The sequence below is a fragment of the Stenotrophomonas sp. 22692 genome (genome assembly GCF_052045015.1).
Taxonomy (GTDB): domain Bacteria; phylum Pseudomonadota; class Gammaproteobacteria; order Xanthomonadales; family Xanthomonadaceae; genus Stenotrophomonas; species Stenotrophomonas geniculata.
In genome coordinates this window covers 1-12,492 of the sequence record NZ_JBQEMR010000062.1, presented here as the reverse complement: position 1 = coordinate 12,492, position 12,492 = coordinate 1, and the positions used below count along the sequence as shown (strand labels likewise).

The 12,492-nt window shown below is 67.1% G+C and carries 9 protein-coding genes; 3 read left to right on the top strand and 6 right to left on the bottom strand.

The features are described 5' to 3' along the window. Positions 1-140 precede the first annotated feature (140 nt). The 3 genes from ACTJJM_RS20640 (at position 141) to mtnC (ending at position 2,131) form a co-directional block, all read left to right on the top strand. Complete coding sequence (locus ACTJJM_RS20640) at positions 141-782, top strand: methylthioribulose 1-phosphate dehydratase (protein WP_126559918.1); 642 nt, start codon at positions 141-143, stop codon at positions 780-782. A 92-nt stretch (positions 783-874) separates the two neighbouring features. Continuing rightward, positions 875-1,432 carry a 1,2-dihydroxy-3-keto-5-methylthiopentene dioxygenase gene (locus tag ACTJJM_RS20635; protein WP_019336326.1) on the top strand — a complete coding sequence of 186 codons (558 nt, stop codon included), beginning with the start codon at positions 875-877 and terminating at the stop codon, positions 1,430-1,432. A 3-nt stretch (positions 1,433-1,435) separates the two neighbouring features. Further along, positions 1,436-2,131 (top strand): acireductone synthase, encoded by a 696-nt coding sequence (gene mtnC / locus ACTJJM_RS20630; RefSeq protein ID WP_019336325.1) that lies wholly within the window; start codon positions 1,436-1,438, stop codon positions 2,129-2,131. Between the two features lie 96 nt (positions 2,132-2,227). On the opposite strand, the gene ACTJJM_RS20625 is transcribed toward mtnC, so the two are convergent. The 6 genes from ACTJJM_RS20625 to ACTJJM_RS20600 form a co-directional block, all read right to left on the bottom strand. Next, positions 2,228-4,846: a beta-mannosidase gene (locus ACTJJM_RS20625; protein WP_440865940.1), complete on the bottom strand. Its 2,619-nt coding sequence runs from the start codon at positions 4,844-4,846 to the stop codon at positions 2,228-2,230. A gap of 101 nt (positions 4,847-4,947) precedes the next feature. Next, a complete protein-coding gene (locus ACTJJM_RS20620) occupies positions 4,948-6,174 on the bottom strand; it encodes an AGE family epimerase/isomerase (protein ID WP_413410106.1) in 1,227 nt (408 codons plus the stop codon). Then, positions 6,171-7,166, bottom strand: coding sequence for a carbohydrate kinase family protein (locus ACTJJM_RS20615; RefSeq protein WP_440865939.1), 996 nt, complete (start codon positions 7,164-7,166; stop codon positions 6,171-6,173). Before ACTJJM_RS20615 ends, ACTJJM_RS20620 begins: the two co-directional genes overlap by 4 nt. Positions 7,167-7,173: 7 nt before the next feature. Beyond that, positions 7,174-8,487, bottom strand: a complete 1,314-nt coding sequence (gene fucP, locus ACTJJM_RS20610) for an L-fucose:H+ symporter permease (protein WP_049409375.1) — start codon at positions 8,485-8,487, stop codon at positions 7,174-7,176. Between the two features lie 60 nt (positions 8,488-8,547). Beyond that, positions 8,548-9,597, bottom strand: a complete 1,050-nt coding sequence (locus tag ACTJJM_RS20605) for a LacI family DNA-binding transcriptional regulator (RefSeq protein WP_087922403.1) — start codon at positions 9,595-9,597, stop codon at positions 8,548-8,550. Between the two features lie 96 nt (positions 9,598-9,693). Then, entirely contained in the window at positions 9,694-12,159 is a 2,466-nt protein-coding gene (locus ACTJJM_RS20600; RefSeq protein WP_440865938.1) for a GH92 family glycosyl hydrolase, read from the bottom strand. Positions 12,160-12,492: the final 333 nt, after the last annotated feature.

Here is a 12,492-nt window from a genome sequence, read left to right as displayed (position 1 = left end):
CCCCCCCCCCCCCCCCCCCCCCCCCCCCCCCCCCCCCCCCCCCCCCCCCCCCACCTCCATGAACCGCTTTCCGTGACCAACCAACCACCTCTCAGCCACGAGGGGCTCAGCCGTTGGCCGAATCCAGTAAAATCGCCGGCATGAACGCCCCCACCTTCCCGTACGACACCGCGCGCCTGAGCGAACTGGCACAGCTGCTGATCGACAACGTCCGCGAACTGGCCCACGCCGGCTGGACCCCGGCCACCAGCAGCAACTTCTCCCACCGCCTGGACGACCGCCACGCCGCGATCACCGTCTCGGGCAAGGACAAGGGCCGCCTGATCGAGGACGACATCATGGTAGTGGACTTCGACGGCCTGGCCGTCGGCCGCCCGCTGCGCCCGTCCGCCGAAACCCTGCTGCACACCCAGCTGTACCGCCGCTTCCCGGAGATCGGCTGCGTGCTGCACACCCATTCGCCGGTGCAGACCATCGCTTCGCGCCTGTACGCGCCGCAGGGCCATATCCGCCTGGAAGGCTACGAGCTGCTGAAGGCCTTCGCCGGCAACAGCACCCACGAGATGGCCATCGACGTACCGGTGTTCGCCAACACCCAGGACATGAACGTGCTTTCAAAGCAGGTCGATGACCTGCTCGACCAGAAGAACCTGTGGGGCTACCTGATCGATGGCCACGGCCTGTATGCCTGGGGTCGCGACATGGCCGAGGCGCGTCGCCACCTGGAAGCGTTCGAGTTCCTGTTCCACTGCGAGCTCGAGCTGCGCAAGCTGCGCGGCTGAACCCTCGCGCAGGTGCAGATGCCGATCCGGAATCTGCGCCTCGCCCCCACCCTGCTACCCTGTCTTCCCCCCGAGACGTTCAAGCTGCCGCCATGAGCCGACTGCGCATCTACGACGACACCCGCCCCGAATCGCCGCTGCTGGACACCCAGGACGGCGCGCTCATCGCTGCCGAACTGCAGAAGATCGGCGTTACCTTCGAACGCTGGCAGGCCACCGCACCGGTCGCGCCCGGTGCCAGCCAGGAGGAAGTGTTCGCGGCGTACCGCGCCGACATCGACCGCCTGGTCGCCGAGAACGGCTTCAAGAGCGTGGACGTGGCCTCGATCGCCCCGGACAACCCGAACCGCGCCGAGCTGCGCAAGAAGTTCCTCGACGAGCACTTCCACAAGGAAGACGAGGTGCGCTTCTTCGTCGCCGGGTCCGGCCTGTTCACCCTGCACGTGGAAGACAAGGTCTACGAGATCGAGTGCGTGAAGGACGACCTGATCGCCGTGCCCGATGGCACCACCCACTGGTTCGACATGGGTGAGGAGCCGAGCTTCGTGGCGATCCGCTTCTTCACCGAGCCGGATGGCTGGGTCGGTCACTTCACCGGTACCGACATCGCGCAGAAATTCCCCCGTTACGTACCTACCCAGGCGTCCTGATCCATGCAGCCCCGCGTCATCCTGACCGACATCGAAGGCACCACCAGCAGCATCTCGTTCGTCAAGAACGTGCTGTTCCCCTATGCCCGCAAGGCCTTGCCGGCGTTCGTCGCCGAACATGGCCAGCAGCCGGAGGTCCGCCGCTGGCTGGATGCGGTGGCTACCGAGATCGGCGGTGCCTGCCAGGACAGCCTGGTGGCCGAGACGCTGCAGGGCTGGATCGACCAGGACCGCAAGCACACCGCACTGAAGGCGCTGCAGGGCCTGATCTGGGACGAGGGCTACCGTCGCGGCGATTACACCGCGCACTTCTACCCGGAAGTGGCGCCGGTGCTGAAGGGCTGGCACGCCTCCGGCCTGCCGCTGTACGTGTACTCCTCCGGTTCGGTGCCGGCGCAGAAGCTGTTCTTCGGCTTCAGCGACGCCGGTGACCTCAGCCCGCTGGTGTCGGGCTGGTTCGATACCGAGATCGGCGGCAAGCGTGAAGCCGACAGCTATCGCCGCATCGTGCAGGCCATTGGCGTTCCGGCCGGCGAGATCCTGTTCCTGTCCGATGTGGTGGAGGAACTGGATGCCGCCCGCGAAGCTGGACTGCAGACCCGCCTGATCGACCGCTTGGACGATTACCCGCTGCCGCGTACCGGCCAGGCCGCCAACGGCCACGAGCGGGTCGAGAATTTCCAGCAGATCCAGCTGTAAGGGTGTGTGGGAATACAGTTCGTCCCCCCCCCCACAACCCCCCCCCGCTCCTGTGGTCAAGAAGGGGTAACGCGGGACCATGCCCGGCGGATGCCCTCAACGGTCGTTGAGGGTTTTCACCTTCAGCGCTTCGCGCAGGGTAACCAGATCCACCGGGCCGCGTACGGCGATATCGCGGGTTTCGCCCGGCAGCAGGTCCAGCAGGTTGTCTTCGACCTGCACATCCAACGCACCGAAATCAATCCACGCCGCGCGCACGTACGCCGCGCTTTCCAGCCGTAGTCGATAGTGGCCGCCTTCGATGGACAAGGTGGCCTTGAGCTTCTGCCGCGGCAACACCTGGTCCTTGGCTTCGACGAATCCGACCACCTGCCGCGCGCTCACCGCCCCATTCTGCAGCAGCTCGAACACGGCCACCGTGCGCTTCGGGTCGGCACCGGCCAGCAGCTCCGCGTCGCGGAAATCACCGATCGAGGTGACGCCTGCCGCCGTCAACGTCACCGCGTCCTCGCGTCGACGCAGCACCTTGCCGTCCATGTCCATCACCCGCAGCCGCCAACGCGCATCCTGCGCGGCGCCATCATTGATCAGGCGCACCCGCGTGCTGCCCTCGTCACGCAGCGCCGCCACCGTCACCGGCGCGAAGAAGCGCCGCGCGGCGAAATGCAGTGCCTTCCAGCGGCCAAAATAGTCCACGCTGGACCAGGAAGCGCCCGGCCAGACGTCGTTGAGCTGCCAGTACAGCGAGCCCATCGTGTACGGCCGCGAGGCGCGGTGATGCAATGCCGCCAGCGCGATGCCATCGGCCTGCATCACTTGGCTCAGGTAGACGAAGTCCTCGAAGTCCTTCGGCGTGCCGTAACCCAGTTCGATGTAGTGCAGCAGGCGGCTGTTGCCCTCGCCCGCCATGAACTTCTGGTGCGCGCGAATCACCGGGCTGTCGATGCGCTGCTCGGCGCGGGTGGCGATCTGGTCCACCGTCGCCACCGACGGCCACGCCTGCAGCCCGTACTCGGACATGAAGCGCGGCGTCTCGCGCAGGTAGGCCTGCACCGGCAGCGCCGGATTGCCCCAGACCTGCCAGTAGTGCTTGTCGCCACGGTTGGAATCGTTGGCTTTCTCATCCAGGTCGTTGCTGGGCGAGCTGGACCAGTACGGCACGCCCAGCCCTTCCTCGCCAACCACCGCACGCAGATCGTGGCCGAACAGGTCGACATAGCCCTGCCAGACCTTCGCCGCGAACGCCGGATCGGCCGCCTTCAGGTCGCGGCCGTGGCCCCAGTCCTTCCAGGCGGTTTCCTCTTCGTTGTTGCCACACCACAGCACGATGCTGGGGTGATGGCGCAGGCGGCGCACGTTGTCGCGCGCCTCGGCCACCACACTGGCGCGGAACGCCGGATCGTAACCGGGCTGCATGCCACCGCCGAACATGAAATCCTGCCAGACCAGCAGGCCCAGCTCATCGGCGATGTCGAAGAACGCGTCGTCCTCGTAGTAGCCGCCGCCCCAGTTGCGCAGCATGTTCATGTTGGCGTCGCGCGCGGCGGTCAGCACCTGGCGCAATCGCGTGGCATCGACGCGTGCGGGGAAGGCGTCGAAAGGAATGACGTTGGCGCCCTTGGCAAAGATCTCCACACCGTTGATGACGAAGGCGAAGCCCTGCCCACCCTTGCCGTCTTCCTCGCGGCGAAGTTCAACCGTGCGCAGGCCGATGCGCTGCTCGCGCGCCCGCGTTGCATCGGCGCCATCATCCAGGCGGGCCTGCACGGTGTAGCGGTCCTGTGCACCGTGGCCGACCGGCCACCAGCGCTGCGGCTTGACCAGTTCGACCGGTACTTCGACGGCGTTCTGGCCGGGCTTCAGCAGCACCGTGCGCTTCACCCGGGCCACGCTGCGGCCCTGCGGATCCTGCACATCCACATTCACCACGGCCGAGCCCGCCGCCGCGCCCTGCTCCACCTGCAGCAGCACCGTCAGCTTCGCCTGCTGCGCGCTCAATGCATCAGTGCGCACCGCCAGATCAGCCAATCGATGCGTATCCCAGGCCTGCAGGTCGACACCGCGCCAGACGCCGGCCGTGACATAGCGCGGGCCCCAGTCCCAGCCGAAGTGGTAAGCCGGCTTGCGCGCGAAGTTGCCGACCATCGCGTCCTTCGGCTCGTCGCCATACGGCGAAGGATAGTTGCCGGCGATCTTGTGCGGCATCGCCTGTACGCCCGGAAGCAGCGTGCGGATCGGCGAACGGAACACGATCTGCAGTTCATTGCCGTTCGCGCGCAGGCGCCCATCCACGCGCGCACGCCACGTGCGGTGCGCGTTGTCCGCACGCAGCAGCGGCTTGCCGTTGAGGCTGACTTCGGCATAAGTGTCCAGCCCGTCGAAGCGCAGTTCGGCATTGGGCTTGGCCAGCGTCGCCGCATCCACGTCGAAGCGCGCGCGGTACTCCCAGGCCGCCAGGCCGATCCACTGTAGTTCGGCCTCCGGCGCGCCAACGTACGGATCGCGGATCAGCGCATGCGCCAGCAGGTCGGTGTGCACGCTGCCGGGCACCTGGGCCGCACGCCACTGCTGCAGACCGGGATGGGCCGCGCCCTGCGCGTCGCCGGGCAGCATGCGGAATTCCCACTGTGCCTGTAGTGGCGCCGCAGTTGCCGGGAAGGCGGAGGCCGCGATCAGCAGCAGGAGCAGACGGACAACGAGGGGAAGGCGATGCACGGGATGCTCCTGTTTTTCCGCCGGGCATGGCCCGGCGCTACCAATTCAACACGCCACGGTAGCGCCGGACCACGTCCGGCGAGCGCGCAGCGCGGCAGACCTCAACGCACGACGTTCAACACTTCGTAGCACGCACCCATGGTGTGGTAATCCACCTTGCCGGCCGGGCTCTTCTCGTCGCTGTACTTGCGGTTGTCGGCATCGAGGATGCGGAACCAGGCGCCGTACTGATGGTCGACGAAGTGCTCCCACGCGTACGCCCAGATGCGCTCGTACCACTGCCAGTAGCGGTCATCACCGGTGCGCTTGGCCATCAGTGCGGCGGTGGCCAGCGTTTCGGCCTGCACCCAGAAGTACTTGTCGTCGTCGCAGACGAAGCTGTCGCCACCGATCGGCGCGCCCTCCATGCCCGGCTGCCGGCGCGATTCCGGTGCGAAGCCGTAGTACAGGCCGCCTCGCGCGTCGTCCCAGCTGCGCGCCACGGCCACGTCGAACAGATGCTGCGCGGTCGGCACCAGCCAGTCGGCCTGCACGTGGCGATCGAGGATCAGCAGCAGCTTGGCCCACTCGGTCTGATGCCCCGGCTGGAAGCCCCACGGGCGGAACAGGTGCTTGGGATCGTCCAGGTTGTAGTCCCAGTCGATCTCCCAGTTGGAATCGTAGTGCTCCCAGACCAGGCCGCCAGCCTTGGCGGCCTGGCGGCGGGTCATGTTGTCGGCCAGCAGCAGCGCACGCTCGACGTAACGCGGTTCGCCACTGGCCTCGAACGCCGCCAGCATCGCCTCGCACATGTGCATGTTGGCGTTCTGGCCGCGATAGCCGGTGAAGTTCCACTGGCCGTCGGCCTCGTCCTTGTACAGGCCGTGCTGCGGCTCCCAGAAGCGCGCTTCCAGCAGTTGCCAGGTCTCGTCCATCCAGGCGCGCGCCTGCTCGATGCCGGCCTTCAGCGCACAGCTGTAGGCCAGCAGCACGAACGCCACGCCATAGCAGTGGTTCATGTCGTCCTCGACCTTGCCGTCGCGCAGGGTCCAGGCGTAGCCACCGGTGGCCGGATTGCGATGCACCTCGCGCAGATAGCGCACGCCATGCTCGACTGCGTCGCGGTATTCGGCGTTGCCGAACTCGCGGTATGCCATCGCGTAGTTGAAGACGAAACGGGTGCTGCTCACCAGGTGGCGGTGGCTGGCATCGTAGATGCTGCCGTCATCACGGAAGTAGTGGAAGAAGCCGCCGTTCGGATCGATGCAGCGCGGGTGGTAGAACGCCATCGTGTCGGCGATATGCGCACGCAGGAACGCGGGTGAACGGAAATCGGGCGAGGTGCTCATGCGGTAATGTCCTGGGCCTGCAGCAGCTGCTGCACTTCATCGAGCGAGGGCATCGCGGCGAACGCGCCCTTGCGGGTAACAGCCAGAGCGCCGACCGCGGCACCGAAGCGCAGCGTGGCGGTGATCGCCTCCGGGTCCTGGCAGAACGCTGCAAAGCCTGCACCGGCCCCGCCGCGCTCCAGCAGTCCGACCAGCACGCCACCGACGAAGGCATCGCCGGCGGCCGTGGTATCGACGGTGGCCACACGGAAGCTGGTGACCGTGCCGTGGCCGTCGCGCGTATACCAGTGCAGCGTGGCCGCACCATCGGTAACGATTACCCAGCGCGCCTGCGCGGCCAGCAGGCGCTTCAGCACCACTGCCTCGCCATCGGCACCCAGCGGTGCCGCCAGGTAATCCAGCTCCTCGCGCGACAGCTTGACCAGGTCGGCACGTTCCAGCGCCTGCCACAGGCGCGGCGTCGGGTCCTCGTTGGCCGGCCACAGCGCCGGGCGCAGATTGAGGTCCAGGCTGACCACCGCACCGGCGTCACGGGCGCGCTCCATGCCGGCGAAGGTCGCCTCGGCAATGGCCGGCTCGGTCAGGCTGTTGGAGCAGACATGGAAGCACTGCGCGCTGTCGAAGCACGCGACCTGGAAGTCGCTGTCACGGAACAGCAGGTCGGCCGCCGGCGGGCGGTAGAAACTGAAGCTGCGCTCGCCGCTGGCATCCAGCGCGACGAAGGCCAGTGCGGTCTTGGCCGCATCGGTGCGCACGATGTAATCCGTGCCGACGCCGTGTTCGACCAGGCTTTCGGCCAGGAAGTCACCGAACATGTCGCGGCCCAGCATGCCGACGAACTGGGTCTTCGCACCAAGGCGCGCTGCCGCCACCGCAACATTGGCCGGCGCACCGCCGGCGTACTGCAGGAACGCGCGCGGGGTGTCGGTCGAAGCCGGCGGCTGCGCCAGTAGATCGATCAAAATTTCGCCGAAGCAAACGATGGAACCCATTCCGGACTCAGCCTCCCTGCGTTGCGGAAGCCGGCGTACGTGCGCCGACCAGTCCGTAGAAGATGATGTAGCCGTAGCACAGCAGCGGCAGGATGAAGCTGGCCTGCACGCCGATGTGGTCGGCCAGCACGCCCTGCAGGTACGGCACCACGGCGCCACCGACGATGGCCATGATCAGCAGGCTGGAGCCCTTGTTGGTCAGCGGGCCCAGGCGCTCGATGCTCAGTGCGAAGATGGTCGGGAACATGATCGAATTGAACAGGCCGATCGCCACCACCGAGTACAGCGCGATGTTGCCGGAGCTCAGCATGGTCGTGACCAGCAGGGCCACGTTGACCAGCGCGAAGATCGCCAGCAGTCGGCTCGGCGAGAAGCGCGCCAGCAGCGCGGAGCCCGCGAAGCGGCCGATCATCGCCATCGTCCAGTAGGCCGACACGTAATGGGTGGCCTCCTGTTCGCTGAAGCCACCGATGTTCGGCATCGACAGGTAATTGACCAGGAAGCTGCCGATCGATACTTCGGCACCGACGTAGAAGAAGATGCCGAGCACGCCCAGCAGCAGGTGGCGCTTGCGCAGCGCATCCAGGTAGCTGTGATGGTGGCCCTGGTCGGCCTGCTCGGTGGCGTCGCTCAGCGCCGGCAGGCGGAACAGGAACACGAACAGCGCCAGCAGCACCAGCGCAACCGCCAGGCCCACGTACGGGCCCTGCACCGCCTGCGCCTCGGCGGCGCGGTAGGCCAGCTGTTCGGCGGCCGGCAGCGCCGCGATGTCGTCAGCGCTCTTGACCGTGTTGGACAGGATCAGCATGCCGCCGAAGATCGGGGCGATGGCCGTGCCCAGCGAGTTCAGTGCCTGCGCCAGGGTCAGGCGGCTGGAACTGGTCTGCTCCGGGCCCAGCAGCGCGACGTAGGGATTGGCAGCGACCTGCAGCACGGTGATGCCGGTAGCCAGCACGAACAGCGCACCAAGGAAGGCGCCGTACACGCGCAGCTCGGCCGCGGGCCAGAAGCCCAGCGCACCGATACCGGCGATCACCAGGCCGGCCACGATGCCCTTCTTGTAGCCCAGCGCCGCCACCAGGCGACCCGCCGGCAGCGACATCAGGAAATAGGTGCCGAAGAAGGTGAACTGCACCAGCATCGCCTTGGCGTAGTTCAGCTCGAACACCGCCTTCAGGTGCGGGATCAAGATGTCATTGAGGCAGGTCAGGAAGCCCCACATGAAGAAGATCGTGGTGACGACAGCCAGCGCCTTGCCGTTGGTGACGGCGGGTGCGTTGCCCGAAGATCCCGTTGGACGGGGCGTTGCGGAGATCGGCATGCGGTACGCGCCTCGATGCGCGGAAGGTCGTTGTTGCGTGGAAGGGGTATATGGAAGAAATCAGTTCGGTCGTGCGGCACTGCTTTCGCGGATGCGCAGCTGCACCGGCGCGACCGTGCGCCGTGGCGGCGCGTCCGGTTCGTCCAATCGTTGCAGCAGCAGCGCGGCAGCTTGCCGACCCCGCTCGCGCGGATCGGCGGTGAGCGTGGTCAGTGGCGGTACCGCGACCGACGCCTCGGAAATATCATCGAAACCGGTAACGGCAAAATCACCGCCCGGACGGATGCCACGTGAATTCAAGCCCAGCATCAGGCCCAGCGCGACGGTGTCGTTGTAGCAGACCGCCGCACTCGGGCGATGGCCGTCGGCAAACAATTCATCGGTACGCGCCGCGGCTTCCAGGCGGTTCGGCGCCGACTCGATCATCCAACCCGGCGGCAGTGACAGGCCCGCTTCGGCCAGCGCCTGCTGGAAACCGGCGCGGCGCTGGTGGCACGAGCTCGATGCAGCATGGCCGCCGAAGAAGGCAATCTGGCGATGGCCGCGTTCAATCAGGTGGCGCGTGGCCAGATAGGCGCCGTGCTGGTTGTCCAGGGTCAGGAAATCCCAGTCGGCCCCTTCCAGTTCGCGGTTGAACAGCAGCACGTTGGCATTGGCACCCAGCGCCTGTCGCAGCTGCGCGGTGTCGCTGCCTTCGGCTGGAGACAGGATCAGTCCGGCCGGGGTGTGCTCCATCAGCGTGGACAGCACCGCTTGTTGGCGCTCCGGCGATTCACCGGTACTGCCCAGCAGGGTCACGTAGCCGCGCCCGCCCAACGCCTCGTCCACGCCGGAGGCGAATTCGGCGAAGAACGGGTTGGACAGATCGTTGATCACCAGCGCGATGCTTGACGACGTACGACGACGGAGGTTGGCCGCCGCGCGGTTGTAGACATAGCGCTGGCGACGCAGTTCGGCCTCGACCTTGGCGCGGGTATCGACGTTGACCAGTGGGCTGCCACGCAGCACCAGCGACACGGTTGCCCGTGACACGCCGATGGCACGCGCGATGTCGGTCACCGTCACCGCCTTGCCGGCGCGCTTGCTGGGACTGCTGCCGTTGTCGTTCATCGTCTTCCCGGACTCCGCTGGAGGCTCAAGCCTAATGGATCAGGGCCGTGTCGTGCCGTGCCGTTCGCTGGGTGACCGCGAACGGCACAGTCCGGCTCAGCGCAGCTGGCTGCCCGGTGCCGCGCACCAGGACACCGGCAGGTCCTTCACCGCCGTACCCCAGCCCTGCTCCGGCGCCTTCGCATCGAGCGCGAAGTGCAGGCGCGGGCCCTGCTGCAGGCGGTTCCAGTCCAGCCATACCGGTGCATGCGCCTGGCCGTCGACCTGGACGCCCTGCACATACTGCAGGCGGCGGCCATCGGCGCCCGGCGCGTCGATGCGCAGGGTGCGGCCGTTGCCCATGTCCACTTCCACCTTGCTGAAGCGCGGGGTGTGCAGCAGGAACTGGCCGCTGCCGGGCACCGCCGGATACACGCCGATGGCACTGAACAGGTACCAGGCCGACATCGTGCCGAGGTCATCGTTGCCGGTCACGCCGTTGGGCGCGTTGGTGAACAACTGCTGCGCGGCGCGCACCACGGCGGCGGTCTTCCACGGCTGGCCGATCAGCGTGTACAGCCACGGCGAGTGCAGGTCGGGCTCGTTGTTCGGGTTGTAGCGGAACTGGTTGTAATAGCTGTACGGCCCGACCACCCACTCTTTGCGGGCGGCATTGAGCGGGTCGGCCTGCAGCGCGTCCATCGCGAAGAAGGCATCGAGGCGGCGGCCGGCCTGTTCGCGGCCGTCCATCGCCTCGACCAGGCCCGGCACGTCCTGCTGCGCCAGCCACTGGTACTGCCACGCTGTGCCTTCATGGAAACCGTGATGCGAGCGCGGGCTGTAGTGGCCATCGGCCGGCGTGTACCACTGGCCATCTTCGGTGCGCGGGCGCGGAAAACCGGTGAAGCCGGTCTCGGCGTCACGCACCTGCGGGTCCCACACCTTGCGCCAGTTGCGGCCGCGCTCACGCAGCGTCGCCGCGTCCTGCGCGTGGCCGAGGCCATCGGCCATCTGCGAAAGCGCACAGTCGGCCAGCGCGTATTCCAAGGTCGCCGAACCGCCATGGTGCGGATCGACGTCCATGCCCTTGGACGGGAACGCGCGGTCGTAGACCACGTAGCCCTTGTCCAGATAGGTCGGGTTGCCGGAACGGCCGGCCATGCGCGAGTTCAACGGCGGCGTGCCGAAGGCGTTTCGGCGCAGCGCATCCCAGGCCTGCGATTCACGGCCCTTGAGCGCGCCGAAGCGCCACAGGTCGACCATGAACGGGGTGACCGGGTCGCCGGTCATGATGTTGGTCTCGAAGTTGGCATAGCCCCAGCGCGGCAGCCAACCACCCTGCTCGTCGATCGCCAGCAGGGTACGGCCGATATCGCGTGCCACGTCCGGGCGGGTCAGCGCCAGCCACTGGTTCTGCGCGCGGTAGGTATCCCACAGCGAGAAGTACTCGTAGTAGGTCCAGCCGTCGGCACGGTGGATACCATCGTCATAGCCGCGGTAGCGCCCGTCGGCGTCGTTGCCGGTCATCGGCTGCAGCAGCGCGTGGTAGACCGCGCTGTAGAACACCGCGCGGTCGTCGGCGTTGCCACCCTGCACGCGCACCCGGCCCAGCTGCTCACGCCACGACTGCTGGGACAACGCACGCATGCGCTCGAAACCGAGCAGCGCTCCCCCCTGCATGCCATCTGCGCGCAGATTGATGCGCGCGCCTTCGGCATCCACGTGCGAGATTGCGCTGACCGCCGTCACCGACTGGCCCTTGGCCAGGTCGAAGGTCAGCCAGGCACCGTTCGGCTTCTGCTCGCCTTCCATGCTGTGGCGTGCGCCCGGCAGGCCGCCACCCTCGCCCCAAGTGCCATGCGCCTTGAACGGGCGATCGAACTCGATGCGGAACCAGGTGGTGTACTGGTGGCCGCCACAGAAACTCTTGGTGACCAGCTTGCCTTCCACCACGCGGTCGCCGACCACATCGACCACGCTGCCGATCACCGAATGGCGCTCGTTGGCCTGGCCGACATTGACCAGCACGTGGCCATCGCCCTGGCGCTGGCTGAAGGTGTAGCGCTCGGCTGCGGCGCGCGTACGTGCGGTCGATTCTGCGTCGATGCCGCCGTAGCTGGTCAGCCGCACTTTGTAATAGCCGGCCTGGCCGACCTCGCCGTCATGGGTGTACGACGAGGCATACGCCTTGTGGTCAAACTGCTTGGCGTTGCCGGTATCGAAATCGCCGCCCGGGCCGATCGAACCGGTCACCGGCAGCACCGACACCTGGCCGCCCTGCTCCCAGCAACCTGCGCCGGAGATGAAGGAGTGGCCGAAACCGCGGATCTTCTCGTCGTCATAGCGCCAGCCCGAGTAGTGGCTGCCGATCGGGCTGACCTGGATCAGGCCGAACGGTGCCGACGCGCCTGGGAACGTGTTGCCGTCGTCCTTGCTGCCGATGAAGGTGTTGACCTCGCGCTCCAGTGCTGCCGGCGCGGCCTGCAGCAGCATCGGCGACACCGACAGTGCGAGCAGGCAGGCCAGCCGCGCCAGCGGGCGCGAAGACAATGGGACGGCGGGAGCGGACGGCACTGGACGCATGTCGGGTTCCTGTAGTCGATGACACGGAGGCAGACGGCCGGGGCCGTCCGGCACCGTTCCGCTGAGCTCCGCCACAACTGGCAGAAAGCTCCCCCTGGAATGACGCCCGACCCGTGCGACCGTGAATTTAGATCGATTCAAGTAGAGCATGCTGGTTCAGCCGAATGCATTCTGCGGCGCAGCATGAGAGGGGGGTGTTCGGCAGGGCTGCGCCCTGCACCTGCTACGAGCTGGAGCAACAGCAACAGCAGAAGCTGGTTTCCTGTGGGGAGTCGGGCTGGGTCCGGTTGCGGGGGACGCTGCAAGTACGTCCATGTAAGCTCGGTCGCCGCA